20 protein-coding genes and 7 pseudogenes are annotated in these 25871 nt (G+C 69.1%); 10 read left to right on the plus strand and 17 right to left on the minus strand.

Going from position 1 to position 25871, the window contains the following annotated elements; genetic code table 11:
• The 5 genes and pseudogenes from IH00_RS0133335 to IH00_RS45600 form a co-directional block, all read right to left on the minus strand.
• Nucleotides 1-2061, minus strand: a 2061-nt coding sequence (locus tag IH00_RS0133335) for a tetratricopeptide repeat protein (RefSeq protein ID WP_158828082.1), incomplete at its 3' end; no start/stop codon positions are given.
• Nucleotides 2062-2972: 911 nt separating this feature from the next.
• Entirely contained in the window at nucleotides 2973-3386 is a 414-nt protein-coding gene (locus IH00_RS0133340; protein ID WP_031079810.1) for a VOC family protein, read from the minus strand.
• Nucleotides 3387-3459: 73 nt separating this feature from the next.
• Nucleotides 3460-3560 (minus strand): annotated as a pseudogene (locus tag IH00_RS42275) (IS5/IS1182 family transposase); the annotation flags it as partial.
• 550 nt (nucleotides 3561-4110) lie between these two features.
• Nucleotides 4111-5430: a hypothetical protein gene (locus tag IH00_RS0133345; protein WP_031079811.1), complete on the minus strand. Its 1320-nt coding sequence runs from the start codon at nucleotides 5428-5430 to the stop codon at nucleotides 4111-4113.
• A 71-nt stretch (nucleotides 5431-5501) separates the two neighbouring features.
• Nucleotides 5502-6689 (minus strand): MarR family transcriptional regulator, encoded by a 1188-nt coding sequence (locus IH00_RS45600; RefSeq protein WP_078888097.1) that lies wholly within the window; start codon nucleotides 6687-6689, stop codon nucleotides 5502-5504.
• Between the two features lie 124 nt (nucleotides 6690-6813).
• Between IH00_RS45600 and IH00_RS0133355 the strand changes: the two genes are divergently transcribed.
• Nucleotides 6814-7776 (plus strand): NADP-dependent oxidoreductase, encoded by a 963-nt coding sequence (locus tag IH00_RS0133355; protein WP_052411842.1) that lies wholly within the window; start codon nucleotides 6814-6816, stop codon nucleotides 7774-7776.
• Between the two features lie 166 nt (nucleotides 7777-7942).
• On the opposite strand, the pseudogene IH00_RS44560 reads toward IH00_RS0133355, so the two are convergent.
• Together IH00_RS44560 and IH00_RS0133360 are read right to left on the minus strand one after the other, a co-directional pair.
• A pseudogene (locus IH00_RS44560) lies at nucleotides 7943-8142 on the minus strand (IS5/IS1182 family transposase); the annotation flags it as partial.
• A 38-nt stretch (nucleotides 8143-8180) separates the two neighbouring features.
• Nucleotides 8181-9437, minus strand: coding sequence for an MFS transporter (locus IH00_RS0133360; RefSeq protein ID WP_031079814.1), 1257 nt, complete (start codon nucleotides 9435-9437; stop codon nucleotides 8181-8183).
• Nucleotides 9438-9567: 130 nt separating this feature from the next.
• On the opposite strand from IH00_RS0133360, the gene IH00_RS0133365 reads away from it, so the two are divergent.
• The 5 genes and pseudogenes from IH00_RS0133365 to IH00_RS41080 all read left to right on the plus strand — a co-directional run.
• Complete coding sequence (locus IH00_RS0133365; protein WP_031079815.1) at nucleotides 9568-10452, plus strand: winged helix-turn-helix transcriptional regulator; 885 nt, start codon at nucleotides 9568-9570, stop codon at nucleotides 10450-10452.
• A 707-nt stretch (nucleotides 10453-11159) separates the two neighbouring features.
• Complete coding sequence (locus tag IH00_RS0133370; RefSeq protein ID WP_031079816.1) at nucleotides 11160-11762, plus strand: hypothetical protein; 603 nt, start codon at nucleotides 11160-11162, stop codon at nucleotides 11760-11762.
• A gap of 4 nt (nucleotides 11763-11766) precedes the next feature.
• Nucleotides 11767-12258 carry a hypothetical protein gene (locus IH00_RS39185; RefSeq protein WP_052411843.1) on the plus strand — a complete coding sequence of 164 codons (492 nt, stop codon included), beginning with the start codon at nucleotides 11767-11769 and terminating at the stop codon, nucleotides 12256-12258.
• 356 nt (nucleotides 12259-12614) lie between these two features.
• On the plus strand, nucleotides 12615-12806 hold the full coding sequence (locus tag IH00_RS0133380) for a hypothetical protein (protein ID WP_031079818.1): 192 nt from the start codon (nucleotides 12615-12617) through the stop codon (nucleotides 12804-12806).
• A 7-nt stretch (nucleotides 12807-12813) separates the two neighbouring features.
• Nucleotides 12814-13169 (plus strand): annotated as a pseudogene (locus IH00_RS41080) (response regulator transcription factor); the annotation flags it as partial.
• A gap of 125 nt (nucleotides 13170-13294) precedes the next feature.
• Here IH00_RS41080 and IH00_RS0133390 read toward each other — a convergent pair.
• Nucleotides 13295-13882 (minus strand): pyridoxamine 5'-phosphate oxidase family protein, encoded by a 588-nt coding sequence (locus IH00_RS0133390; RefSeq protein WP_031079819.1) that lies wholly within the window; start codon nucleotides 13880-13882, stop codon nucleotides 13295-13297.
• A 926-nt stretch (nucleotides 13883-14808) separates the two neighbouring features.
• Between IH00_RS0133390 and IH00_RS38145 the strand changes: the two genes are divergently transcribed.
• On the plus strand, nucleotides 14809-15507 hold the full coding sequence (locus tag IH00_RS38145) for an MBL fold metallo-hydrolase (RefSeq protein WP_324615813.1): 699 nt from the start codon (nucleotides 14809-14811) through the stop codon (nucleotides 15505-15507).
• Nucleotides 15508-15675: 168 nt separating this feature from the next.
• Here IH00_RS38145 and IH00_RS0133410 read toward each other — a convergent pair whose 3' ends face one another.
• Nucleotides 15676-16839: a serine/threonine-protein kinase gene (locus IH00_RS0133410; protein WP_052411844.1), complete on the minus strand. Its 1164-nt coding sequence runs from the start codon at nucleotides 16837-16839 to the stop codon at nucleotides 15676-15678.
• Nucleotides 16840-17232: 393 nt separating this feature from the next.
• Nucleotides 17233-18110, minus strand: a pseudogene (locus IH00_RS39190) (IS5 family transposase).
• A 100-nt stretch (nucleotides 18111-18210) separates the two neighbouring features.
• On the opposite strand from IH00_RS39190, the pseudogene IH00_RS44565 reads away from it, so the two are divergent.
• A pseudogene (locus IH00_RS44565) lies at nucleotides 18211-18428 on the plus strand (IS630 family transposase); the annotation flags it as partial.
• A gap of 51 nt (nucleotides 18429-18479) precedes the next feature.
• Here IH00_RS44565 and IH00_RS44570 read toward each other — a convergent pair.
• From IH00_RS44570 to IH00_RS41105, 6 genes and pseudogenes are all read right to left on the minus strand, one after another.
• Nucleotides 18480-18671 carry an Imm51 family immunity protein gene (locus tag IH00_RS44570; RefSeq protein WP_234335058.1) on the minus strand — a complete coding sequence of 64 codons (192 nt, stop codon included), beginning with the start codon at nucleotides 18669-18671 and terminating at the stop codon, nucleotides 18480-18482.
• 346 nt (nucleotides 18672-19017) lie between these two features.
• Nucleotides 19018-19386 (minus strand): annotated as a pseudogene (locus IH00_RS41090) (IS701 family transposase); the annotation flags it as partial.
• A 143-nt stretch (nucleotides 19387-19529) separates the two neighbouring features.
• The gene (locus IH00_RS45345; RefSeq protein ID WP_063835470.1) at nucleotides 19530-20450 is read right to left on the minus strand and encodes an HD domain-containing protein; all 921 of its coding nucleotides are present in this window, start codon (nucleotides 20448-20450) and stop codon (nucleotides 19530-19532) included.
• Nucleotides 20451-20611: 161 nt separating this feature from the next.
• Complete coding sequence (locus tag IH00_RS45605; protein WP_420710966.1) at nucleotides 20612-21037, minus strand: transposase; 426 nt, start codon at nucleotides 21035-21037, stop codon at nucleotides 20612-20614.
• 35 nt (nucleotides 21038-21072) lie between these two features.
• Nucleotides 21073-21657, minus strand: a complete 585-nt coding sequence (locus IH00_RS0133435) for a DinB family protein (RefSeq protein WP_031079825.1) — start codon at nucleotides 21655-21657, stop codon at nucleotides 21073-21075.
• A 33-nt stretch (nucleotides 21658-21690) separates the two neighbouring features.
• Nucleotides 21691-22740, minus strand: a complete 1050-nt coding sequence (locus IH00_RS41105) for an aldo/keto reductase (protein ID WP_078888098.1) — start codon at nucleotides 22738-22740, stop codon at nucleotides 21691-21693.
• On the opposite strand from IH00_RS41105, the gene IH00_RS0133440 reads away from it, so the two are divergent.
• Together IH00_RS0133440 and IH00_RS0133445 are read left to right on the plus strand one after the other, a co-directional pair.
• Nucleotides 22714-23406, plus strand: a complete 693-nt coding sequence (locus IH00_RS0133440; RefSeq protein ID WP_031079826.1) for a class I SAM-dependent methyltransferase — start codon at nucleotides 22714-22716, stop codon at nucleotides 23404-23406. The genes IH00_RS41105 and IH00_RS0133440 overlap by 27 nt on opposite strands.
• 942 nt (nucleotides 23407-24348) lie before the next feature.
• Nucleotides 24349-25047, plus strand: a complete 699-nt coding sequence (locus tag IH00_RS0133445) for an alpha/beta fold hydrolase (protein WP_031079827.1) — start codon at nucleotides 24349-24351, stop codon at nucleotides 25045-25047.
• Nucleotides 25048-25468: 421 nt separating this feature from the next.
• Here IH00_RS0133445 and IH00_RS0133450 read toward each other — a convergent pair.
• Nucleotides 25469-25871: pseudogene (locus IH00_RS0133450) on the minus strand (helix-turn-helix domain-containing protein); the annotation flags it as partial.

Consider the following 25871-nt stretch of genomic DNA (forward strand, 5'->3'; position numbering starts at 1 on the left):
GGTATCGGGGTGGTCCGGTCCCAGAACACGCTCGCGGGAGGCGAGGACCTCTGTGTGAAGAGCAGCTGCTTCGTGACGGCGCCCCAGGTCGATGAACGAGTTGGCGAGGTTGTTGCGGGATGTGAGTGGGTCGGGATGGTCCGGTCCCAGAAGTCGTATGCGGGCGGCGAGGTTTTGGGTATCGATATCTGCTGCTTCTTGGTGGCGGCCTTGCCGAGTGAAGGCTTGGGCAAGGTTGTTGCGGCTGGTGAGGGTATCGGGATGGTCCGGTCCGAGGAGACGTTCTCGGGCTGCGAGGACTTCGGCGTGCAGGTCTGATGCTTCCTCATGACGACCCATGCCGAAATATGCGTTGGCGACGTTGCTACGGGTCATCCAGGTCAGCGGATCATCCCCCAGAAGACGCTGTCGGGTGGCGAGAACCTCAAGGTGAAGGTCTGCGGCTTCCTGGTATCTGCCCAGGTCCCATAGTGCGTGAGCCAGGTTGCTGCGCCAGGAGAGGGTGTCGGCATGCTCAGATCCGTACCGACGTGTGTGAACCGCCAGAAGCAGCTCGCACAAGGAAAGTACGTCCGTGTACCGTGCGGCCGATTCCTGGAGGTTCGAGAGCTGTGCCACTGCGAGTTCCACATCCTCGCCGGCTCCCGGAGGGATCCCGATGGCCAAGACATGAGGGACGAGGAGGTCGGCCTGGGGCTGTCCGCTGGGCCCGGCAGCCCGGACGACGTCGATGGAGCGCCGGAACTGGTGGGCGAGGGCCTGATGCCAGTCGGCCAGGTCTGTGGCCTGGGCGGTCAGGGAATGGGCGGTGATCTCCTGGACCAGAGGGTGAAGGGCAACACAACCTGTGATGTCGGTGCCGTCGGTGTTCGGGGTGTGGAGCAGTCCGTAGGCGTGGAGTCCGTTGATCGCGGCTTCGACGACAGCGGGGTCGGCGGGTCGGCCGGTTACTTCCTCGACGAGGGCGGGTGTGATGAAGGAGGACGGGGCGGGCGTCGGTGCCATGAGGGAAAGCAGACGGAGCACAGGCCGGGCGAAATGGTGCCCGTCGCACTCGAGTTGGGTGAGTGAGAGCTCCCAGGTGTGGTGCACCAGCATCCTGGCGATGGTGGGGTCGGCGGCGTGAGGGTGCTCGACGCCCAAGAGGGCGCCGAGTTCGGTGTCGAGCGCGACGCGGTAGGCCGGAAAGGTGCGGTAGCGGCTTCCCGGGGCGGCTAGGTATCGGCCCGCAGCCTGTAGGGCCAAAGGGAGTCCGCCGAGCCGTTCTGCCAGGGCGGCTGCCTCCTCGCGGTTGCCCGCGGCCGGGGCGAGATCGAGCAGGACGCTTGCACCGGGCTCGTTGGCGAGTGTCTCCATGCGCGTGAGCTTGGCGTCGGGGCCCCAGGTGTCGGTGCGCATGTCGCGGCTGGTGACCAGCAGCAGTCCACCGCCGACAGGGCGTACCCAGCCGCGGTAGTCCGCCAAAGGCCCTGCCCCGCTGGGTCCGACGGCTTCGGGGGCATCGAGGCTGTCCAGGACCAGTAGCCACTTACCGCGTACCGCAAGCTGCCCCCACACCACATCGGCCAGGTGCGCCCGCCCGGCCCGGGCGGCTTCCACGGCGTCTTCCGGGAGGCCGCACGCGACGGCGACGCGGAGCATGTCCTGCGCGAACTGCTCAGGGTCGCGCCAGGTCACCCAGAACACCGCATGTCCTGCGCCCGCGGCATGCTGGGCGAGCGCCGCAGCCAGGGTGGTCTTCCCGATACCGCCGGTCCCGCACACCACCGCGAATCGGCCCCCCGGCCGACGCAACAGCTCAGCCAGCACGTCCAGCTCTCCGGCACGGCCGCGGACTGTCGAACGCGGTCGCGGCGGGACCAGGGATCCGGCCGCGCCGCTGGCGACGACGTGGTCCACCGGCACCAACCGCGGCACACCACCACCTGCTTCGTCTGCATCGAGACGGCGGGACCACAGCTGCAGCGCGACCGAGACCACTACCAGGCCGCCGAACACCCCCCACACCAGCCACGGAATCTCAGTCCACCGCGGCACTTCGGAGGTGACATAGTTCGTCATGACCGCCAGCCCGCACACCGCCACCGCCCCGGCACCCGAGAGCACAGCACCCCACCGCGCGTTCCTGCGACGCACCCGGTCCCCCCATCAGCTCGTCGGTCCCGACCTGTTCAGCGTACGGACCGGCACGCAGCTGCGGCGGGCAGAAGCCGGACCTCGACTCCCGCCCCTCGCAGGCGTTTCCCGGCTTGGCGGTGACCTCCGGCTGCCCTGCGTACGGAGCTGTGCGGCCGGGCCGTGCGGCGAGAGGCCTCCTGTTTGACCTTCCGTGTCGGCATGGGCCGGCCCGTGGGGTGTGCGCTGGGCGAGTGCGCCGGGGCGCGCGGGCGGCGCCAGCCGTGCTGTCGGTGGCGTCAACAGGACCCCATGGCCCTGGCCGCCTTGGTTCTCCACCGCAACTCCCCGTCCCGCCGAACCGACGGCCGGACTACCGGGTGGAGCGCCGCCGCGACCAGGCCCGTACCCCGGTCCGGATCCACTGGCCGACTGCCAATGCCGGGCCGCTCCACGCCCCTCATGGAGCAGGAAGCTCCCGTGCGCTGATGGAGCCGGGGATCGAGGAATGCCCGTCCTGCCGGCACGGAGCTCAGCATCCTGGACCGAGCCGCGCCCGCGCGAGCCGCTGCCGACGGCGCTGGTCCCGCGCGGAACCAGCGTTCGAGCGTGCTGCCGTCGCGTCGCCGACTACTGGGCGGTGATGCGTTCGAGGCCGGAGCCGAGCCCGCGGCGCTTGCCCGTGATGCGGCGCCGGGCCGGGCGGTGAGAGCCATGGTCACCGTCTGGGCGGTCTGGGGGGCGGGCGCTGACCGGGCCGGAGGTCAGCACCCGTGCTACGCGCCGTGCGCCGTGCGCCGTGCGCACGGAGGGCGTCGGCGAGCGGCAGCCGCGGTCTCCGCTCGCCGACGCCCCACCTACTGGTCGCGCTTGGGCCAGACGGGGCCCTGATCGGTCCAGATGACACCCTTGTTGCGGCAGAGGCAGAAGGGGTGGCCGATGGGGTCGGTGTAGACGCGGAAACCGTAGCCGTCGGGGCCGATGCAGTCCCGCTGCAGGGTCGCGCCGAGGGCCAGGACGCGGCGCTGTTCGGCCTCGATGTCGTCGACTTCGAAGTCGAGGTGGAACTGCTTGGGGTGCTCGCTGTCGGGCCACTGCGGGGCGCGATAGTCCTCCACCTTGATGAAGGCCAGTTCGATCTCGCCGAACTTGATACCGGCCCAGTTCTCGTTACTGTCCTCCTTGACCGGAAGCCCCATCACCTCGGAGTAGAAGGCTGCCAGCTTCATCGTGTCCGGGCAATCGATGATGAAGTCGGTTAGTCGTAGCATCCCGCGATCTTGCCACAAGATCAAATGAGCCGTACTTCGGGACAGGCTCCAGGTCGTGTCCGCAAACGCAGGTCAGCCGGAGTCGCAGGCAGGCGAGGGTGACCATCGCCTGGTAGTGGCGGGCGCGTTTGTCGTAGCGGTGGCCAGGGCCTTGTTGTGCTTGAGCGTGTTGAAGCGCGTGGGCTGAGCTCGGTGAAGGGGGCTGTCCAGGACGGCTCCGACGACGTGATCACACCAGCCATGCCAAGACCATCTCGGTTGCCTGAGCTTCCTCGTGTCCACGATCCTGTGTGCTCGGCAAACAGGGGGAACATGGGACTTGGTTCTTTTCCCGGGCGACGGAGACAACAGCAGTCGCCGACTGGGCGGCGATCCTGTCCCCTTTGGATGCAATCACCGACCAGTGGGCGCGGGAGGGCAGCGACCAGCTTCTCCAACGGCACATCATGGACACCCGCCAGCTTGGCGGGCGTCCTGCGACTCTGCATCGAGAAGGACGTCCCGCTGGCCTTCCTCTGACCCCGCGACGTCGGAACCCACCTACGGGACAACTCTCAGGGAGTTGTTCGCGCGCAGCATTTGCATCGCCCAGGTGGCGTTCGTCCGGCGGGCGCGACGTCGCCGCGGGCGCCCGCGGCGACGGGATCGGGCGTGACGTTCGGGTCCACTCTTCCGCCCACGGATGGCGCTCTCCCACAGGTCGTAGCCGGCGACGCCTGGACCGTCAGAGATGGTGCACGGCGGCCACGCTGTCCGACCAGAGCCAGTTCACGGGCGCGTACTGCTTCTTCAGCGCGGTGCGCTGGCGTCCGTAGCCCTTCAGTGCGGCTTCCACCGCCACCGCCAGGTCGCCCAGGTCCTGCGGCACCGGCACCCGCAGCAGCAGGTGCTGCTTGCGGTGTGCGAGGAGCAGCTCCCCTGCTGGGGTGCACTCCAGCAGGGCGAAGTGGACGAGGGGCTTGAACGGCTTCTCCAGAGTGGACATCCGGGCGCGCAGCACCCCGTCGGCGCTCCACGCGTACAGGCCGTAGCGGTTGAGATGGAAGGCACGGGCGCGGTGCGGGTCGGCGACCACGGTGAAGTCGAAGCCGGTGAACGGACTGTCCTCGCGCAGGTGCAAGCCTCCCAGCCTGCCCCGCAGCACCCGGCGGTCGTCGACAAGAGCGAAGCTGAACTCCTGACCCCGGTTGCTCGAGCGGTAGGTCTTCCCGAAGACCGGGACGACGAACAGGTCGTCGCCGAGCGCTGCTGGGCGGGTCATCCTGGAGTCGAGGTAGCCGTAGAGGCTTCCGCTGGTCCCGGTGAGCTCGGACAAGGCATCGGTCAACGAGGGCGAGGGCCGGTTGCCGCGCCCCACCGGCTCGTCTCCGTACCGCACGTGCGCGTACGAGTCGGCGTCGCTCTGGCGGTCGGTACGCGCGTCCAGCGTCGCGATGGCGCGCAGCACGGGCTTGCGGCCCGGGCCGAGGGTTGCGCCGGGGTCGGAGACGGCGACGATATTGGGATGGGCGCCGGCCCAGTTGCTGAGTCCGTACTCGGAGGTCATGCACAGCAGCCGACCCGCGGGAGTGACGGCGATCGACGCGGCGAACGGGTCTTCCCCGGGCCCCTGCTTCCTCTCCCAGCCGCAGGACATCGGCCACGAGGCGAGGACCTTGTCCAGGTCCGGCGACAGGAGGTGGGTGCTGCCGGGCTTGGAGCTGACGGCGACCGCGCCGTCCGGAAGGACGGCGAGGGTCGCGCTGTCGCCCTCCGGTATGGCCGACGGGCCACCGCCCGGCACCGCCTGCCCGAACACGGCGGTGGCGGTGGGCTTTCCGTCGGCGGCGTGGCGGGTGATCAGTTGGTAGCCGAAATCCTGCTCGGCGGGTTCGGCCGAGCCGGCCGCGTGCCCGCGGTAGCGGCGCAGGCCGGTCAGCACGTACGTGTCGCCGGCTGTAGTCGCCACGGCGTGGTCGACCCTGAAACCCCATCCTTCTGCTTCGGGGTCAAGACGGTGGATGTCCAGCAGGGACGCGGGCGCAGTGATCGGCAGCAGTGTCATAGCGGCATTCTTTCCCCTGCCACCGACACCTCTCGCCGAGGCTGCCGCAAGGCGTTCCAAGCCAGCGCCCGTCAGAGCCGCTGCCTTGGCAAGGGCCGCGCGACAGCCGACTCGAGTGGGAGCAAGCGTCGGCGCCAGAGCAGCCCGGGTGGCGGCACGGCGACGGCGGCCAGACGGCCGTGCGCGTCCCTGCGGCAGCACGGGCGGCGGCCCGCCGGCGCCCGGGCGCCTGTTCCGTTCGTCCGTCGCCTGCGGGGCTGCTGCCGCGCGGTGTCGCCGTCCGTTGCCTCGCCCGGACGTACCGCCCGGCGGTCGGCCCGGCGCTGTCCCCGCTGCCACGCCAGCCGCTCCGCAGGCCCGCAGGCCCGCAGGCCCGCAGGCCCGCAGTCACGCGGTGGCTCGGTTGCGGGACTGCCGCCGGCCCGACGCGCCGGCATCGCTGTGCCGCCCCGCTGCGCTCCCGCTGCCTCGTCCGTCCGCTGCCGTGCGTACGCCGTGCTGCGCCGCGCTGACCCGCTGCCGGTCCGCCGCTGCTGCGCCTCCCCGGCCGTGTGGTCTGCGGCGTTGTTCTTGGACTGTTCGCCGTGATCATGGTGGCCACAGGGTGCGCTTGGCCCGGCTCCGGCCGGAGGGCCGCGGTCATGGATGTCCCGACTCGTGGATGGTGGCTCCCGTGACGTCGTCGGCCGGAGGCCATCGGGGGTGGGGGTCAGGTGGTGATGTCTGGCTGGTGGTCGGTGAGTTGCTGGAGGTTGTGGACGAGGCGGTTCAGCAGGTGGTTGGGTGTGTTCTTCGTGGATGAAGCCGGTGAGGGCTTCTGCGTCGATGCCTGCGGAGAGCTTGCACGTCGGTTTGGATGGTGCGGGCTGTGACGGTGAGGTGGACCAGGGCGCGGCGGACGTCGGCGGGGCGGGGGTGCGGGTGAGGAGGCCGTCGCGTTCCATGCGGCGGAAGTTGACGGCCATGGTGGGTTGTTCGACTCCGGTGCGGCGGGCGAGTTCGCTCTGGGTCTGGCCGTCGGTGGCGTGGAGGGCCAGGAGGGTGGGGAGCGGGCCGGTGGTGACGCCGAGGGCCGCGAGGCGGTGGGAGATGGCCTGGCCTGGGAGACGTGCGGCGTGGTTCACGGTGTAGCAGACCATCGCCTCCGCCTCTGAACCGGCAGCTGGGTCGGTCGGGGGAGTGGGTCGCTGTTCACGCGTGCCGCCATGGCCGCCTCTCCGAGTCTCGTGATGATCGGGCTGCGCTTGACACCATTCCATAGCCGTCTATGCTCGAACGAGAAAGCATAGACGGCTATGGATTTGAGGCTGTGGCTTCCGGCGCTGATGACCGGCGGTTTCCGCGGGTCTCCTCCGGCTGCCGTAAGCACGGAGAGGTGTTGCCATGCGTGCCTTCGTGATCGACTCCTTCGGGCGGACTCCACAGCTCAAGGACGTGCCGGTGCCCGAGCCGGGGCCTGGTGAGGTACAGATCAGGGTTCGCGCGGCCGCGGTGAACCCGATCGACTGGAAGGTGGGCGCCGGCGCGCTGGCACGCCCCGGTGCCGACTTCCCCTTCCCCTACACCCTCGGTTTCGACGTCGCCGGCCAAGTCACCGCTGCCGGAGACGGCGCGTCGTTCGAAGTGGGGCAGGAGGTCTTCGGGATGCGCCGCCCGGGAGCTGCGGCTCGGCATCCGCATGGTTCCTACGCCGAGTACATGACCGCCTCTGCGGACACCGTCGCTCTGGCTGTGCGGCCGGACGGCCTGGACGCGGCCTCGGCGGCGGCGCTGCCGATGACCGGCGGCACGGCCATGGCGCTGACCCGCTGGCTGGATCTCGCCGAGGGCGAGACGCTGCTGGTGGTCGGCGCGACCGGGGGAGTGGGCTCCTACGTCCTGCAGCTGGCCGCGGCCCGCGGCGTCCGCGTCGTCGCGGTCGCCGCCGGCGAGGACCACGTCTACGCCCGCGCCCTCGGCGCGGCCGAGGTGATCGACTACCGCAACGACGACGTCGCCGACGCCGTGCGCGCCGCACATCCTGCCGGCGTGGATGCCGTGCTCGACCTCGTGGACAGCCGTGAGGTCGTCATGGGCGAGATCGCCGCGCTGGTGCGGGACGGCGGCCGGCTGGCCACCACCGTCTTCGCCGCCGACCCCGAGGCCCTGGCGCGCCGGGGCGTTCGGGCGATCAACTTCATCTACCAGGCCACCGACCAGGACATGGCTGTTCTCGCCGACCTGGCGTCCTCGGGCGCTTTGAAGGTCGCTGAGACGACCACGTTCAAGCTGGCCGCCATGGATGAGGCGTATGCCGCCTCCACCAGCGGCCACGTCCGCGGAAAGCTCGTCATCACCACCGACTGACCACCCGGCCGACGGGCGACGGCAGGCACTCCGGCGTGCGGTGCCTCCCCACCCGCACGGCCCGGCCCACTCGCGCAACCTGGCGAACCTCTGCACACACAACGGCTCGGCCCTCAAAGCGCCACCTGTACGTAGGGGATACCGCCCATCCGCGGGCTGCTATGCGCTGGTGGTTGGTCGAGTACCGGTAGTTCTTCGACTGCCCTGCCACGGCGTGGTCACGGGCGGGGACAAGAGTTCCGTCAAGATCAGGACGATGTCCCGGCGGCACCGCTTGGGCCGCCGGAACGCGAGCAACGGTGCGACGTTGCGGAGGATGCGGCCGACTGCTGGCTTCGACACTCCGAACAGGGGTCCAAACCGCCGGGACGAGCGCGCCCCTTCCGAGGGTGGGGGCGTCTGTGTCAGGCGAGGTCCCGGCGGCGACCCACCGGGACCGCGAGCAGGTACAGCGGTGGTAGGAGCGCGGCCGTGCACACCGTCCACAGGGCCGCGTGCGTCCCCGCGTACGTGGCGAGCAGGCCGGCGGTGAGGGCGCCGAGCGGCTGGGCACCCCAGGAGACGAAGCGGACGGTGGCCATGACACGGGATAGCAGCTCAGGCGGGGACTCGGTCTGGCGGTGAGTGCGGGTGATGATCGACCCGATGACGACGCCGAAGGCGAAGCCGGCATTGCCCAGGGCGAACCAGTACGCGTCGGCTGCGGACGTGGTCAGCGGGGCCAGCAAGGCAGCGACCCCGCCGGCCAGCGCGGCTCCGACGAGCCCCCGGGCGGTGCCGAACCGCCGGGTCAGCCGGACCGCAACGACGGATCCGGCGAGCGCGCCGACTCCGTCCAGGGCGAGCACCAGACCGAGTTGTACGGGCGTCAGTCCGGCCTCACGGACGAGGTAGAGGGGTGTGAGGGCGACCAGGGCGGCGCAGACGAAGTTGGTGGCGGTGGCCCAGAGCATGCAGGGTAGCATCACTGGGTGCCGCGTCACGTACGTCCAGCCCTGGCGGATCAGCCGGAGGGCGCCGTCGCCGGTGCGGGCGGCGGGACGGCGCTCGGGCAGGGTGCGCAGCAGCACGGCGGAGAGCAGGTAGCTGGCCGCGTCCACGACGAGAGCGCCGACCGGGCCCGCGGCGTGTACGAGGAGACCGCCCCCGGAGGGCCCACCGGTCTCGGTGACGGCGTGTGTGCCGGACATCAGGCTGTTGCGCGCGGCGAGCTGCCGTGCCGGGACGATGTCGGGCAGAAAAGTCGAGTTGCCGATGTCGAAGAGTACGGTCGCAGCGCCGGTGACCAGCGCGGCGAGTAGCAGGTGCGGGAAGCTGAGCCGGTCAAGCCACCAGGCGAGCGGGAGGGAGCCGACGGCGGCGAACCGGACGAGATCAAGGGTGACTTGGAGGCGGCGGAGCGGGAAGCGCTGGGCGATCACTCCGGCCGGGAGGCTGAGCAGCAGCCAGGAGATCTGCCCAGCGGCGGCGAGCAGGGCGGCCTGGAGTGCGGTGGCGTCGAGGATCGTGAGGGCGACCGGGGGCAGAGCGAGGGCGGTGACGGCGGTGCCGGCGTTGCTGACGGTGGCAGCGGCCCAGTAGCGCCAGAAGACGGCCGGGGGCGAGCTCCCGTGGTGGGTGCTTCGGTGATCGTGTTCCGGGACCGTCGGTGTCTGGCTCATGCGACGCCAACCCTCCAGTGAGTCTCTAATGGGAACTTACCTGCTGGTAAGCGAGTTCCTATCGGAAACTGACTACGTGGCGCAAGATGGTTTCCAAGACTCGACGCTGCATCCGGGAGACAGGAGGCCCATGGTCAGGTCGGTGCCCGAGCGGGACGCCGCCTGTGCGATCGCGCAGGCGGCGGCGGTGGTCGGCGATTGGTGGAGCCTGCTCCTGGTGCGGGAGACCGCACGCGGGCACCACCGGTTCGACGCACTGCAGGAGGAGCTGGGGATCTCTCGGAAGGTGCTGACCGAGCGCCTTGCGCACCTGGTGCAGGCGGAGGTCCTGGAGAAGGTTCCGTATCAGAGCGGGCCGGTGCGGTACGAGTACCGGCTGACCGAGAGCGGGAGGGGACTGCTGCCCGTGCTCCTGTCGATGCAGGACTGGGCGGACCGCTGGCTGCTCGGCAACGGCTCGCTGAGCGGCACGGCCGACGAGGACAGCGCCGAGACGCGGCGGGTGGCGGGCCTGGTGGGCCAGTGGCTGCCGCGCCTCGAACTGCCGGGGCACCGGGATGGTCAGCCGCTGGACCCCGTCGCCGAGGCTGCGGCCACCGTCCTGTTCTGCTACCCGGCGACCGGTCGCCCTGGCCCGCTGCCGGACGGCTGGGCCGACATCCCGGGTGCCATCGGCTGCACGCTGGAGAACCGGTTGTTCCGGGAAGCATACGACGACTTCCGCGCGGCGGGGGCCGAGGTGCGCGGCGTGAGCACTCAACGGCCGGACGAGCAGCGGGCGTTCGCGGTCGAGGAGGGCATCCCCTTCACGCTGCTCTCAGACGTCGACCTGCGCTTCGCCGCCGCTCTGCGGCTACCAGTGTTCCGCGCCGGGCAGGCACTGCGGCTGAAGCGGGCGGTACTGGTGGTGGACCGCGAACGCGTGGTGCGCCAGGCGCGCTTCCCGGTGACGGACATCCCGGAGGCAGTACGCGAGGCGCTGGCGGTGGTACAGCGGATGGCGGCGGAGAGCTGAAGGATGTGGGCGCGGGAATGTCCCCGGGCATGCCCGACCTGGCTGCGGGTGTGGCACTGGTCACCGGTCCTGGCCGCAACCCTGCTGGTCGGGGTCGTCCCGCTGCCGGCCGCGCTGCGCCTTCGACGGGCGGATCGGACCCGACGGGTATCGCCGGCCCCCGGCCACGAGGCATGTGGAACTCTACGTCCTGGAGTTCGAGCCATGGGGAGCCCCGTTCCTGCCGACCGCCGAACCTGTGACGGTGTTTCCCGGCGGGCCGTGTGTCGGCGATCCGGACGGAGGCGGGTTCCTGACTTCCGCCGGCCCCCGAAACACGATCGTTCTCCATCCCGACGACGCACCAGACCTGCTGCCCAACCTTGAGGGGATCACACAGGCTGCTGCGGCTGGCATGGCCAGGGCGGCCCCGAATCGACTGTGCCCATGTGGCGCCGCGGTAAGAACAGAGATCAGCGAGTGTTCCACCGCGTACGAGCTCCACCTCGACCCAGCACAGGTCCATGCACGGGATGCCAGCATCGTCGAACCACCGTCAAAGTCCGGGGAGGCAGAACATCAGGCACGGAGCCGAGGCTCGGCCTCCCACATCATCGAACGCCACACTGACTCTCCGTGATCGCTCCCCAAGACCTATGCCAGAACCTGAGTTTGAGAGGTGCCCCGTTTCCGTGGATGTCGAAGGCCGAGCTGTATGCGGCGACGGCGTGACCATCGCGACGGCATGCCGATGCGCGAGCCTGAGCGCAAACCTCGCCTTCCAGGGCAAGGACCCCTATCCGGGGCTCAGTTCGGACGATCCGTACTCGCTGGGCTGGGACTGGGTGACCGGCGAAGGCCCCCGCCACCGCGACTACTACTACTACTACTACTACTACGGCGACGAGATCACCGAGTTGATCCGGTCCAGCGAGAGCATGGAGCAGCTGCGGCTGGACACGCTGGAGCAGTGGCGGTCCACCGGCCAGCCGCAAGGCAGCGTGGCGTACTCGATCTCGGAGAGCGGCAAGCTGAGGGCGCTCAAGAAGCTCATCACCACGGATCTGCCGGCGATCGTCACCCATGATGGGGACCATCTGGGCGAGGCGTTCACCGGCTCGTACAACCTGAACTACACGGTCAGGGGCCAGGACCCCGACGTCTCCCTGGTGGTCGAGTGCACCATGAAGAACAACACCAGCAACGAGTCGTTCCTGCACTACATCGGCTACTACGACTGGCTGGAGAATTTCACCTGCGAGGAGGGCGTCTTCTCGTCCGTGGACCAGAAGATCGTCTGGACCGAGCGCATTCCGGCGAAGGAGAAGTGAGCCGATGTCCCGAGCACGTCTGCCGGCGGCCGCCGCCGTGCTGGCTCTGCTGACCTGCCTGCCGGGCTGTTCGTCGGCGTCCACCGCTGTCGAGGGCTGCATGGGGGAGCAGGCGGTCGGCGCGACCTCCGGGGAACTCGCCGGCACCTACCGGGGCGAGGGCGACGCGGAGGGTGTGACGCTCACCCTGAAGGCGTCGGAGAGCGAGCCGGGTAGCGGCACGGTCACCGTGCACGATTGGCCGACCGGTGACTGGTACCGGAGCGAACTCGGTGAGTCCTTCGACGGGTCCGGCACCTGGTCCGTGGTGCAGGGCGGCGCCTCGGCCACCGAGTTCGGGCACCTGTCCCTCTCCTTCACCGCACCGGAGCGCTTCCTGGATGGGGACACCCTCGACTCCCTGTCGATCGCCGAGGGCGACGGACGCACCTATCTCTACGCGCAGGACGACCCGGACGTCTGTCCCGCTTTCCGGCTGCGGCTCCAGGGCGGCTGAGCTCGACGCGGCGCGCGGCAGCCGGTGAGGGTGCCCCGTCCCCGCGGGGCACTCACCGGCTGGTGGTGCCGGAGGCGGTACGTCAGGCGCGTACCGTCTCCACGCAGGAGACGTCCAGCTGTGTGGGCCCGGGCCGGTCGTACACTTGAGCCACGGCGCCCGCCAACGGTCAGCGCCCCGGCTCGACCGCCCCGCCCCGGGTCAAGGGGACAGGGGCCGGGGCGCCCTCCGCCGGCCGCCACAAGATCACGAAGCGGGGACCGCGGCGTTACGATGACCGGCATCGTATGAACGACCGAGGGGATGCCATGCCGGCGCAGTCAGCGGGGACCAGGACTTCCCCCGCCGTAACGATCATGGGATACGTCGTCGGCACGGTGTGGTTCGCCTTCTTGGCCGCGTCCGGGGACGAGCGCCCGACATGGCTGCGGATCGGGTACGCGGTGACGGCGGCGGTGTTCGCCGGGGGAGCGGTCGCCACGTCCGTCATAGGTCTGCGCAAACGCTCCGGACGGGCGGCGAAAGCCGCCGACGAGCCCGCCACTTGAGGAACCGCCGCCCAAGGTCATCACGCTCACCACCTTCGACCTGGGCGAGCACATCCACGACGCCCTCGCCGCCGGCTCCGCCATGCTCCACCCCTTCGCCGCCCGCCGTCTCGTCGACCGCCACCCCCACACGAACCGGCCCCGGACCACCGCGGCCCAACGCCGCGTCGAGCGACTCACCACCGCGAACGCGACGTCCTGACCCTGCTCGCCACCGGCGACACCCACGCCGGCATCGCCCACGCCCTCGGGATGCGCGAGAGCACCGTCGAGGCACACGTCAGCCGCATCCTGACCGCCCTCGACGCCGCCAGCCCCGTTCGGGCCGCACCCCTCGCCCGCGACGCCGGACTCACCCCATGACGGGTCGCCTCCGGTGACCGCCCCGCCGTTCCGGACACCGGCCGGCGCCGTCGGCCCGCGCGATCAGCACCGGACAACTGCCCCGGCCCGGCCCGGCCGTGGAAGCACCGGACAGGACCGCCGGCTCAGAAGTCGCCGGGCGGCAGCGGGAGGGGCAGCCCGGGCAGACCGTCGATGCTCCGTGCGATGTGGTCCTTCTTGGCGAAGTACGCGCTCAGGGAAGCGTCGTCCTCGCGCGAGAAGCGCCTGCCGTGCAGGTCGCGGTCCTCGTCGTACGACATGAAGGGCACCCCGTACCCACAGGAGTCCCGGACGAGTTCGGCCGTCACCACGATGATCGCGCGCAGGCCGTGCAGGCTCGGATCGATGTCAGGGAAATGAGCGAGCAGCTCCTTGAAGCGCGGGTCGTCGCGGAACACGGGCTCGCCCCGGCCGTGCACCCGCACGATGTTGGGCGGCCCCTGGAAGGCGCACCACATCACCGTGATACGGCCGTTCTCGCGCAGGTGCGCGATGGTTTCGGCAGTGCTGCCGGCGAAGTCGAGGTACGCGATCCGCTCCTCGTCGAGCACCGCGAAGGAGCCCTTGAGGCCCTTGGGGGAGAGGTTGACCGTGCCATCGCCGGCCAACGGGGCCGTCGCGGTGAAGAATATGGGCTGCTGCTCCATGAAGGTGCGCAGTCTGCCGTCGATGCGCTCGTAAGTCTTTCCCATGCCTAAGGATTATGTAGGGAGACTTTTCGACTGTCTAATGAATGGCGTGGTCTGCCGAGCCCTGGGGTGATGCCCCGCTGTACCGTGACGGCGGTGCTGAAGGACGGTCGTGACGCCCAGCCCGGAGCTGCCGCGCGTCAACTCCCCGCGTTCCGCGGCGTAGGCCGTGCCGGCGCGGGGGTGATGCTCCCCGGCGGCATCCAGCACGCTGACGGGCAATCCGGCACCGAACACCTCGATACCCAGCAGCCGTCCCTCCGTGTCGTGGTCGAGTACCGCCGTGCCGTCCTCGGCCGGTACCTGCCGGACCGCTTCGCCGGGCGCGATCCGTCGGCCAGGTGGATGTACGCCACGTCTGCCAAGACGTCGTACTCGACCCGCACGTCGGCCCTCTCCACTTCGTTGGCCCGGGGCGCCAGGTCGCCCGGGCCCTCATGGGTCACGGGCTACTGCCACCGGCCACGGAGCCGGACGCTCACCGCCGGGTGAGGCCTGTTCCAGGAGGCGGTGGAGGGCGAGCTGCTGATCCTGGGTGAGGCCGGACAGTGGCGAGTCCACCGCGAGGAGGTCCAGGGGCGTCCACGGAGAGCGGTTCCCTCGGCCGTGAGGGCGAGGTGCTCGGCGCGGCGGTCGGTGGGGTGCGGGTGCCGCTCGTTGATGCTCATGGTGGCGTCGTCGCCGCGGGAGGACGCGGCGGCCTCATGACGATCGAGGGGAGGAACCCGTGACTGACGTGACGGCGAGCACGGCGAATCAGGACGAACGACTCCGCCGGCCGGCGCGCATCCGCTCGATACGGCTGGGCGACACGAAGGTGTCGCACATGCCGGACGGCGACGTACGGCTCCGGCCGCTCGATCTGCTCCAGGACACCACCGAGGAGGTGGGCCCAGCACCGCGCGTATCTGCACCCCACGGGTCACCTCGTGGGAAATGCCGGAGGGCTGCCGGTGGAGCGCGGCGACCGGGCGCTGCTGATCGACGCGGGCTTCGGCCCGCAGACGTTCGAGGCCCCGGACGGACCGTTGAACGCGATCCATGGAGGTGCGCTCCCCGACAGCCTCGCCGAACTCGGCCGCGCGCCTGGGGGCATCGAGGCGGTGGCCTTCACCACCCACCTCCACTCCGACCACATCGGCTGGGCCTGCCACCCCGCCGGCGGCGGTGACCTGCCCGTGTTCGCCAACGCCGCATACCTGGTGTCCGAGCCGGATCGGGACCGGCGCGACCTCCTGGAGGCGCAGGGCATCACCGAGCAGGTCGCGGCCCTTGCCCCGCGCGTTCGTACCGTCGGCGACGGGCAGGAGATCTTCCCGGGTGTGAGCGTACGGATCACCCCCGGCCACACGGTCGGGCACGCCGAGTGCGTGATCACCGGAGGAGGCCGACGTCCGATTCCCTTCGGTGACGCGATGCACCCACCGATCCAGATCGGCCACCCCGACTGGTCCTCGGCCTTCGACCACGACCACGACCCCGCCCGGACCGCCGTCGATCGCCGCCGCCTCGTCGCCGAGTGGGCGGAGCCCGACACGATCGGCTTCGGCGTCCATTTCGCCGACGTGGTGTTCAGGTGGGTTCGCCAGGACGGCGACGGGCCGGCCTGGCGACCCCTGGATGGCTGAGCCTCCGGGCCGGACCCCGGCGGCGGCCCGGCCCCCGCCGCACGCGCGCGGCCGTGCTCAGGAGGACGACGTTCCAGATGGCGGAGCCGGAGCCGGAGCCGAAGCTGGAGCCGCTGCGACGCGTCGGACCGTCAGGGCCGGCCACCGGGAACCGGCCGCCGTCGCCGTTCACGACCCCGCGATCGTCGCCCAGCTCGTCACGTTCACCACGGCCAGCACACTGAACGCCAATCCGGTGACCAGGCCCAGGCCGAGAGCGACGCGCTTGGGCACCCATCCGGCCAGGCCACCGAAGCCGAGCTGGATCGAGCCCCACACGAAGAGCACCAGGGCGACGACTGCCCCCCAGGACATGGTGGGATCCGCTCTGTCGGCGTCGTTCTGGAAACGCACGGCGATGCTGAGGGCGATGCCCGGCAGGACGAAGAAACCTCCGGCGAGCAGGGCGCCCACCGACCTGCCTTCCGTCCGTCGTGTCCGTGCGGTCCGGACAGGGGGCTGCGTCTCCGTCCCACCGGACCGCAGGATGTCCAGGGACGCCGCGGCCGTGGGCCTCTTGGCTGGGTCCTTGTCGAGCAGCCGCATGATGAGCCGGGCCAGCACGTCCTGGTTCTCCAGCGGCGCGGGGTCGTGCGCGAGAACGGCGCGCAGCGAGGCGGAGACGCTCGACCGCCTGAACGGAGAGAGGCCCGCCACCGCCTGGTAGAGGGTCACGCCGAGGGAGAACAGGTCGCTCGCCGGCCCTCCGTCGCCGCCCTCGGCCCGCTCGGGGGCGATGTACTCCACCGAGCCGATCACCATGCCGGTCGCGGTGAGCGCGGTGTCGGCAGGGTGCACCGCGATGCCGAAGTCGGCGAGGAGGACGCGGCCGTCGTCGGCCAGCAGGACATTGGCCGGTTTCACGTCCCTGTGCACGATCCCGGCCCCGTGCGCAGCTCGCAGTGCCTCCAGCATCGCCTCGGCGACTTCCGTCGCCCGTGAGAGCGGCAACGGGCCGTCGATGCTGATCGCCTCTTCCAGGGAGCGGCCCGCCACCAGCTCCATGACCATCCACGGGACGCCGTCTTCGACCACGACATCGTGCACCGCCACCACGTGGGGGTGCGTACGCAACTGTGCCGCGTGGCGGGCCTCTCGCTCGGCACGCAGTACCCTTTCGGCGCGTTCCGGGGCCGAGCCGATCCGCGCCAGCGAGACTTCCTTGAGCGCCACGTCCACGCGGAGGTGCTCGTCCCGGGCCTTCCACACATGCCCGAACCCGCCGGACCCGAGCTTGTCGACGAGCCGGTAGCGGCCCGCCACCAGACGCCCCGCACTGCCCTCACGTGCCATCGGCCTCGTACCCTCCTCCTCGGCGAAACCCACGATCGCACGGACGAGTTGCCGTCAGGAAGAGCACTGCCACCGGGCGGCCCGGCGGACGAGGCGGGTCCACCGGCGCCGGCCCACCTGCGCGGGTGTGTGCACATCGCCTGCGAGCCGTGCATTACGTGCCGCCCGGTGGTGGCCGACCGCCACCAGCCCGGCCCCATAGCCGACCGGGCACCACTGGGAAGGCCGCGACCGGCTGCAACTGCTCGAACTCATCGCTTATGCCGCTCCGTTCCTGATCACGCATGCCTTCATTGATGGCGCGCTGTCGATCTCGACGCGTGGGCATCCGCACGGTGGCCCGACGTCCCCTTTCCCTGGGTTCCGGCTGATGCGGAACGCATGCTGGGGGGCTCACGTTCGCAGCCAGAGCCGGATTGAGGCGACGGTGACCCTCCCGTGAAAGACGTAGGCCCACTTGTCGTAACGGGTCGCGACCACACGTTCAGCTGGTCGATCGTCCGCGCCCATTCGTTGCGGCGCCGGTGGATCTCTCTGTCGAATCCGGTCGGACGGCCGCCCTTGCTGCCGCGTCGCTGGCGATTGGCCCGCTGGTCCTTGGGCTCCGGGATCGTGTGCTTGATCTGGCGCCGCCGCAGATAGCGACGGTTGCGGCGCGATGAACAGGCTTTGTCGCCCCCAAGGTGATCGGGTCGAGTACGCGGGTGTCCGCCAGCCGGCCGCGGAACCGGATCTGTTCCAGCACGGGAATCAACTGCGGGGCATCGCGCCACTGACCGGGAATAGTGACGAAGGCAAGTGGGCGACGTCCGCCCTCAACCGCCAAAATAGATCTTGCAGGTCAGCCCGCCTCTTGAACGGCCCAGGGCCTCGTCGCCCCGGTGCCGGATGGGCGTGCTCCTCCTGCCGGGAACTCGCGGCGAGCGGGAGTGGGCTCCGGCCCGGTGCTGGTGAGCCCGGCAGCAGGTGGAGTCCACGCTGACCATGCTCCAGTCGATCCGTCCCTCGGCGTCGGCGTCAGCCTGGACGGCCCGCAGGATCTTCTCCCACGTGCGGTCCGCTGACCGCCTGCGGTGACGGTCATGAACTGTCCTCTTCCACATCCCGAAACGGGACGGCAGGTCCCGCCACGGCAGGCCAGTCCGGTGCCGGAACTGCATCCCGTTGATCACCCGGCGGTGACACTGCCACCGCCTACCCCGACCCGCACTCTTCGGCAATTGCGGTTCCAGCCGAGCCCATTCCTCCTCCGAAAGATCACCCTGCCCCACGTTGGCTGAAACGCTCCACCAAAGGGTGCGTCACGCCACCCGTCGGAAACGGTCTGGTGCTGTGACCGCATAGGTTCACCGGATTGCTCGTTGTGCTGGTTGGAAGTCCTGGGCCAATCCCATTGAGGCCGCTTTGGGCCGCTGCGGTAGTTCACCCTGGCTAACTCCAACCATCCGAAGCACGCCTTCCAGACCCGGGCCCTGCATGCCTACCTGCGCTGGCGGAACAACAACGCCCGCTACCCCGACGTCCTGGACGACCAACGACGTGAGCGCGCACGCATCCGCAGTGAACGAGGTCACCGTTGGGGCGGCAGGCGCCCCTGCCGGCCGCGGCCTGACCCCTCCCAACCCGGCGAGTCCGCGGCGCTAGTCGTCGAACTCGAAGCCCGAAATCTCCGCACGGGCAATGATGTCGCGGACTGCCTCGGGACTCGTGATGACGGATTCAACGGCCGTCTTGAGTCGCTTGAGGTCGATCAAACTCCCGACGGCGCAGAACATGTCAGCCTCGCTGTCGAAATCGAGGCGCTCGGCAATGTCCGGCCAGGCGAACCGCACGAGACCTTCCCAGAAGTACCCGTTCGGCTCGTGCCCGGCGGCAGCTACTACGGCACGGCAGCCAGGCCACCGGCATCCAGCGTCAGCGAGTGCTCGCCGTCGAAGTCATGCAGGTTGATGGTCACGGCGCGATCTTCTCACGCCCAGTGCACGGGCTGCCCGATCCCTCGAATCGCTCATCCGCTCCCTCACCGCTCCCGACCCCGGTGGCCTTTTCCGGTCACAGCACCATTAGGATTCCGTTAGGTTGCTCTGGCTCTTCGGTTTGGGCTGGTGGTGGATGTTCTGGGCGGGGCGGTGGCGGCTGTTGCAGGTTCCGGTCCAGCGGTTCAGCAGGGCCTGGATGTGTCGAGGGTCTGGTGGAGAGTGAGTCCGCTGTATCGGCTTTTGGGAGGCGCTGTTCGGTGAGGAACGCGTGGGCGGCGGTGACCAGGGCGACGTGGTGGTGCCAGCCGGTCCAGGAACGTCCCTCCCAGTGGTCCAGGCCGGGGCCGTGCTTGAGTCCCCGGTAGTCGTGCTCGATGCGCCAGCGGATCCTGGTCAGACGGACCGGGCCAGCGGGGTGCTGGCGGGAAGGTTGGACAGCCAGTAGCCGGTGGGTGATTCGGCGTCCTCGGGCCAATTCGACCATCAGCGTCACGTCGGGCAGGACGCTGTCCCAGTGGCCGTGCTCGGCAGTGGCGGCGGCCTGGGCCAGGCGGCGGAAGTGGACTCCGGTCGCCGCACCTGGATCACTCTGGCTGTCCGGTGCTGGCACGGCGCAGCAACCGGGCGACACGTCAGGACAGGGCAAAGTTGCCTGATGCGGCACCAGTTGTCGTCGAGGTCCGTCCGCAGAGTCGTGTCCCATCCTCCTGATCAGCCGCTCGGGCCGGGGGCAACCCAGTCGAGTGCGGATCTGAGGAGAGCGTGGAGTTCTTGGGAGGTTTGGAGGTCTCGGTGCTCAGGGCGGCTGTCACCACTGCCGAGGTTCACGTAGTCGAGTTCGGCTTCGCCGCTGCTCCAGACAGTGATCTGGATGACCCGGTTCCCGGCCTCGATGGTCAGCCATGCACTGTTCTTGAGTCGGCCGTCTTCTGGGGAGTTCCGCAGTTCGGCGGTGATCCCACGCGCGCGGAAGACCGCTTCGTTCTCGGTGCACCATGTCGTGAGCGCGTCCGGGAGGTTAGGTAGTCGATGGCCGTTCCCGACTGTGGGGTAGGTCATTTGGAAGGCGAGGCGTTCATCGGCCTGGTCACCGATGCGAGCGAGCACGCTGTCCAGGTCGAGGAACTCCTCCCATACCGACCTTCCGCTCGCCACCGCGAGTCTGGCGACGACAAGATCTTCGAGTTCGGGGACCCGCTTGTTCTTCCAGATCTTGTCGGCCAGGCTGACCAGGAGGTCTTCCATCCCGGCTTCCTCGGCGGTCCAGGCGGCGTGTGTTCCGGCGAATCGCGCCATGACGGAATCGATGCCTCGGGTCATAAGCAGCTCACGGCCGGCTTCTTCGTGCTGGGCGCCGGGAGCGGACAATTCGGCGGGGTGCAGTACCTTGCCGATGTCGTGGGTGGCGGCTCCGAAGAGGACGGCCTCCGGGTTGATGCCCAGATCGAGGTTGCGTGTGGCGATCCATTCGAGGAGTTGCCCTGCAACGTCGTGGACTGCTCGCAGATGGGCGACCAGGCGTGGCGGAGCGTCAAGGTCGTGCAGCAGTTCGGCTGCTTCGATTGGCAGTGGACGCAGTGGGGGCTGGCCGGTGTCCTGGAGGGCGATCGACAGTACTCGCGAGGTCGTCACCGCGTCAGGGTAGCCGTTGCACCCACGGGTGGTTCGGCCAGCGAGGACGGGACGCGGTCGCTCCCCGCCATCAGGGGACTGTTCCCGGGCCGGCCCGCGGGTAGTCACCGTGACCGGGCGACTGCGCTGGTGAGAAGTCGCCGTCCTTGTCCGTGTTGTGTTCATCTCGTCTTCCGCGCATGGGGGGCAACGATGCGGAGCCGACGGTCCGACGCGGCGAAACGCTCCCCCGATCTGGTGCTACCGCCCGCCGCTGACTGCTGGCCGGTGCACTCACAGGTGTCCGGCGCTGGGCTCGTACGTCCGCCGCCGGAAACCGGACCCGGTGCAGCAAGCGCAGTGCAGCGCTCGCGGTGACCGCCCTGCGCTGGGGCGATGCGCTGTGGTGAGAGGTCCGGCAGATGACGCCAGGCGCAGCCGCTGGTCAGCACGTACACCACTGCGGTGAACACGGCCCGCTCGTCGCGCGGAGTTGTCCCGCCACCTTGCGGTCGAGCGGCGAACGACGGCAGTAACGGGGCGACCAGCACCCAGAGCTCATCAGGAACCAGACGCTTCGACAGATCAGCACTCACTGCCGCCATCATGCCGTTTGAACATCAAGTCCACATGGCACAGCCTTCTATGCCTTGACTGATGCGGCCGATCTGGCGGCCTGCTCGATCTTCGCGCAGTAGGCGTCGCGGGCTTCCTCATCGATCTGCATCTCGTGCTCGGGGCGCATCCCGGTTCGGCCATCGACCCCTTCGCGGAGGATGTCGGCGTGCCCGGCATGCCGGTTGGTCTCGCCGAGGACGTGGACCAGGATGGCGAACAGGTTCGTGTTGGGATAAGGCTCCGGCCACCACGGCACGTTGCCGGGGGCGCCGAGGGCAAGCTCGTCGATCGTTGCGTCTGAGTGTTCCCACGTGCGCCGGTAGGACTCGATGATCTGATCGCGTGTCTCGTCCTCGGTTGCCCACAGATCGCTGCCGTCGTGGTCCTGCCACCGGGGCAGCGGTTCCGGGGAGGGCCGGTCGAAGACCTCGCCGAAGTACCTGGCCTCGACGATGGCCACGTGTTTGACCAGGCCGAGGAGGTTGGTCCCGGTCGCTGTCAAAGGTCGGCGGGCGTCATACTCGGACAAGCCGTCGAGCTTCCAGAGGAGCGCCTTGCGGTCCCGCCGCAGTCTCCCGTGCAGGGTATGCTTCGCGAATTCATCGATCATGCGGCATGAGCCTGGCATGGGCTGCTCGTGGCCTCAAGATCCCGTACGTGGACCGCAACGACCGGCAGAGCCGGCCTGGCCTGGGCCACTGCCCTGAGCTGTCGCAAGAAGCTCACGACTTGCCACGTGAGACACCCTCTCAGCTTGTTCTTTATCTTCTGGCCTCGAATGGTGTTTCGAACTGGGTGGCTCACCTGGGGATTCGCCGGACGCGGGGGCGGCCTTCGTCTGATCATGTGCTCCGACCAAGGTGCCCTGACCAAGACGAAGGCCGTGAGGGTGGTCAGCTGACTGATGCTGCATCAGCTCCCCGATCGCGTGGGTGCTGGCGGCGAGGTCGTCGACGACGGCGCGCAGCACGGCAACGGTTTGGTCCGCCGGCGGATCGGCGGGCGGCGGAGGCGGTGCCGCGGACCGGTACAACGGATCGATCGCCGCCAGGGTTTCATCCACCGGCGTTTCGGGATCCCAGCAGTGCACCTGAGACGGGTCGATGTAGTCGGTGCCGAGTCGACGAAGGCTCCGCTCGACGCTAGCGGAGCAGATGCTTCGCCGACGCGCCGACGTCGTTCGTCCCGTTGCCGACCCTGAGTCCGGCCTTCGTGGCCAGAACGAAATCTTCGCGCCGGCCCGCGATGAGGAGACCGGCGAGGTAGACCGTGACTGTCTCCTCGTAGCGGGTGGCCAGGCCGCGCCATTGCCTGAGTCGCTTGATGCAGCTAGCCCCCGGCGCCCACCGTCCTCGGTCTTCACTGCGACTACCAGAGAGCCATGCCTACGGCCGCGGCCACCGCTCGACGAAGACATGTCCGTCTCGTAGTGCCCCTGGTCAGCAGCCTCTTCCGCGTCCGAGATCGACATGACCTCGGAAAGCAGGACTCCGTTGCACAGCAGGCTCCTTCTCTGCACTTCACCCAGACGGGTGTGCGGCCTCTCCGTCTCGCTGCGGACTCCCTCCACGAGGGTGCGTTCTGGGGAGGTGTCTCCCGCTTCGAGTCCAAAGCGGAAACCGGCTGGGTAGGGAAACTGCGGTGTGGCCCGGATCGTTGGACAGGCATGGAGCTGAATAGGCGAGTGGGACATCAGGGGACCGGGCCCGGGGTGATCACGCCGGACGGTTGCGCGGTCGAGTTGTACTCGCGGCTGCCGGTCGGGGCCGAGCCGGACATCGTCGCCGGTGCAGTGTCGCCGGGTGCGCACATCCTGGAGCTGGGTTGTGGTGTGGGGCGCGTGACCCACCCGCTTCTGGAGCGGGGCTTTGCGGTGACTGCTGTGGACGAATCCCAGGAGATGCTTGATCGCGTGCGTGGGGCACGTGCAATACGCAGTGCGATCGAGAACCTCGACCTGGGCGAGACGTTCGACGTGGTGATGCTTGCGTCGTTCCTCGTGCATGCCGGAGACGTCGAAGTGCGGCGGGCGCTGCTGCGTACCTGCGTCCGGCACCTCGCGGCGGGTGGCTGCGTGCTGATCCAACGGGAGGGTGAGGACTGGCACACGAACCTGCCGCGTGAGCGTGTCGATCCCAGCGGATTCACGGTGCGGATCGTGTCGGCGGAGCCGACTGGTGATGGGGCGAACTCGGTGTATGCGGAGTACGAATTTCCGGAGGCCACATGGTCCCAAACGTTCGTGTCCCGGCCGCTGACGAAGGAGCAGTTTGAGCAGGCTCTCGCAGAGGTGGGTCTGAAGGTGGATACATACCTCACGGAGGATGGGACATGGGCGCGGTCGAGTCTCGCGGCTTAGATGCATGTGACTGGTCAAGCCCTGCCCGGCATGAGGGATGAGTTTGGGCTTTGGGAGTCCCTGGGCCGGTACCCGGCCGCCGGACTCGCGGTTGGGCTCCTTGACGCTTCTCTGCACCCCGGATCGTGGTTCATTGGGGATCACTGGATCTCCTCGGGGCGTGGGCGTAGGCGTGGGATGCCGTGCCGAGGTCGGTGGTGGGTCTCTTGGTGAGGCGGGCAGTCTCGGCCTGTTTGGCGGGGAGGACGATCAGGGTCGAGTCCGGCGTACGCCGGGTGCTGGGTCTTCAGCTCAACGACCTTTCCGCAAGATCGGCGTGGGTGACCGGGACCCAGGGGCCTGGGGCGACAAGCTCGACGGTGTCGCCACCGATCCCGAGCGATGCGAAGTGAGCTGAGCCGCGTGTCGCCCTGGCCCGGTCGCAGTGTCCGGCCGGCGCGGTGGGACGACGATCCCCTCAGATTCCCGGCAGGCACAGCACGGTTCGCACGCTGGTCCGGGAGCCTCGCCGCGATGGGGCCCAGATTTCTCAGTAACAGCCGTGTGCCAGGCGGTCGTTGGCACGCTTGCTGTGATCAAGCGTGCGGTACACACACCGGTAGGGCGGCAGGCGCGGGTGCGGCCAGACGCGGGAGGGGCGGGGCCGTGACTGAAGTGATGACCTTCTGGATGACGGTGCTCGGCACACTCTCCGGTGTCGTCAGCACGATGATCGCCTGGCGTGATAGGCGCGAGCCCCGACAACCGTCGGAAGAGCCAAGCGGCCTGCGCAGGCAACGGGGAAGTTCCTCGATCAGACGCTCGACCGCAGCGTAACGGCGAGCTGGAGGGGTGCGCTGACGATCAACCTCGTGGTGCTTCTCCTGCTGTTCGACCTCCCCTACCCTCAAGCATGGCAGTATTTCCGGAGCGGTCGTCGGGCCGCTCCACTACGGTGCGGCCATGGCGAACTTTGTGCTGATTGCAGGTGCGCGACTCGGATCGTGGGCGTGGGACGATGTGGTGCCGCATCTGCGTGCGGCCGGCCATGGCATCCACCCGCTGACGTTGTCCGGCCTCGCTGAGAAGCAAGGCTTGCCGGCCAGGCAGCAGACCCACGTCCAGGACATCGTTGATGAGGTCGAGCGCCAGGACCTGCGTGAAGTTGTTCTGGTAGGTCACAGCTACTCGGGTATTCCAAGCGGTCAGGCCGCCGGGCGGATCGGTGACCGGCTAGCTCACGTGGTGTTCCTTGACTCCAGTGTGCCGGCCGACGGTGAAGCGTTCGTCTGCGCCTGGCCGGACGGCGGGGCGATGGTGAGGGCATCGATCGCCGAGAACGGAGGGTTCTGGCCGGTCGCGCCTGCGGCCCACTTCGAGGGCCACGGTCTCACCGATGAGCAGATCGCACGGATCGTGGGCGGATCGACGCCGCACCCGGGTGCCACGCTGACCGAACCCGCCGTGCTGGAAAGGCCGCTCGGCGACCTCCCGGCGACTTACATCAAGTGCACGCTCGGTGATCCCGAGCCGAGCGACGATGTAGCGAAGCTGCTGACCAGCGGGCGCTGGCGGCTGATCGAGATGGACACCGGCCACTGGCCGATGTTCTCCCAGCCACGCGAACTGGCGCGGATCCTCCTCGACGTGGCCGGGGCGTGACCACAGTTCCATGCTCGCGGATTCCTTGCCAGCGTTGTATCAACTGCGCTGATCACTGCGACTCGTTGATGGCCGCGACGAGGGCGGCCGCCTCGTAGCGGACTGCGCGTTTTAGGCGATTGGTGCCGCTCTCGACGGCCTGCCGAGCCTTGTAGTCCTGCGGGTCGAACTGAGGCGGCCGACCACCGCGCGAGCCGCCTTTCTTGCGGTTGCGGGCCTGGTCGACCTTGTTCGGGATGGTGCAGCGGATCCCGCGCCGCCGCGGCTAAGCGCGGTTCTTACGGAAGGCGTACGCCTTGTCGGCGCGCACGCGATCTGGCTGGGTGCGCGGCCTGCCCGGTCCAAGACGGGGGACACGGACCTTGCCCAGGACAGGCTCGATCTGCGGGGAGTCACCCGTTGCCGGCCGTGATCACGATAGACCGGGCATCATCGGCAGCACAGGCTGAGAGCGGTCCAGTGCCTGGATCTGCGACTTCTCGTCCACGCAGAAGACCAGAGCCCGCTCGGGCGGGTCCAGGCAGAGGCCGACGACGTCGTGGACCTTGTCGATGAAGTACGGATCCGTGGACAGCTTGAACGTCTGTGAGCGGTGCGGCTGCAGGTCGAAAGCCCGCCAGATGCGCGACACCGTCGACTGCGACAGACCCAGTTCCTTCGCCATCGAGCGTGTCGACCAGTGGGTCGCGTTCCTCGGTGCGGACTGCAGGGTCTTGGTGACCAGCGCGGCCACCTGCTCGTCGGTGACTGACCTGGGGCCGCCCGAGCGGGGCATGTCGCCCAGGCCGGCGATCCGGTGCTGGACGAACCTAGCCCGCCAACGG

The organism is Streptomyces sp. NRRL S-118, from assembly GCF_000716335.1.
Lineage (GTDB): Bacteria > Actinomycetota > Actinomycetes > Streptomycetales > Streptomycetaceae > Streptomyces.

Coding starts and splice junctions, on each gene's coding strand:
- IH00_RS0133340 (WP_031079810.1), bottom strand. CDS start 3,386: ATGCTACGACTAACCGACTTCATCATCGATTGCCCGGACACGATGAAG.
- IH00_RS0133345 (WP_031079811.1), bottom strand. CDS start 5,430: ATGACACTGCTGCCGATCACTGCGCCCGCGTCCCTGCTGGACATCCAC.
- IH00_RS45600 (WP_078888097.1), bottom strand. CDS start 6,689: ATGGAATGGTGTCAAGCGCAGCCCGATCATCACGAGACTCGGAGAGGC.
- IH00_RS0133355 (WP_052411842.1), top strand. CDS start 6,814: ATGCGTGCCTTCGTGATCGACTCCTTCGGGCGGACTCCACAGCTCAAG.
- IH00_RS0133360 (WP_031079814.1), bottom strand. CDS start 9,437: ATGAGCCAGACACCGACGGTCCCGGAACACGATCACCGAAGCACCCAC.
- IH00_RS0133365 (WP_031079815.1), top strand. CDS start 9,568: ATGGTCAGGTCGGTGCCCGAGCGGGACGCCGCCTGTGCGATCGCGCAG.
- IH00_RS39185 (WP_052411843.1), top strand. CDS start 11,767: ATGTCCCGAGCACGTCTGCCGGCGGCCGCCGCCGTGCTGGCTCTGCTG.
- IH00_RS0133380 (WP_031079818.1), top strand. CDS start 12,615: ATGGGATACGTCGTCGGCACGGTGTGGTTCGCCTTCTTGGCCGCGTCC.
- IH00_RS0133390 (WP_031079819.1), bottom strand. CDS start 13,882: ATGGGAAAGACTTACGAGCGCATCGACGGCAGACTGCGCACCTTCATG.
- IH00_RS0133410 (WP_052411844.1), bottom strand. CDS start 16,839: ATGGCACGTGAGGGCAGTGCGGGGCGTCTGGTGGCGGGCCGCTACCGG.
- IH00_RS45605 (WP_420710966.1), bottom strand. CDS start 21,037: ATGATGGCGGCAGTGAGTGCTGATCTGTCGAAGCGTCTGGTTCCTGAT.
- IH00_RS0133435 (WP_031079825.1), bottom strand. CDS start 21,657: ATGATCGATGAATTCGCGAAGCATACCCTGCACGGGAGACTGCGGCGG.
- IH00_RS0133440 (WP_031079826.1), top strand. CDS start 22,714: ATGGAGCTGAATAGGCGAGTGGGACATCAGGGGACCGGGCCCGGGGTG.
- IH00_RS41105 (WP_078888098.1), bottom strand. CDS start 22,740: ATGTCCCACTCGCCTATTCAGCTCCATGCCTGTCCAACGATCCGGGCC.
- IH00_RS0133445 (WP_031079827.1), top strand. CDS start 24,349: ATGGCGAACTTTGTGCTGATTGCAGGTGCGCGACTCGGATCGTGGGCG.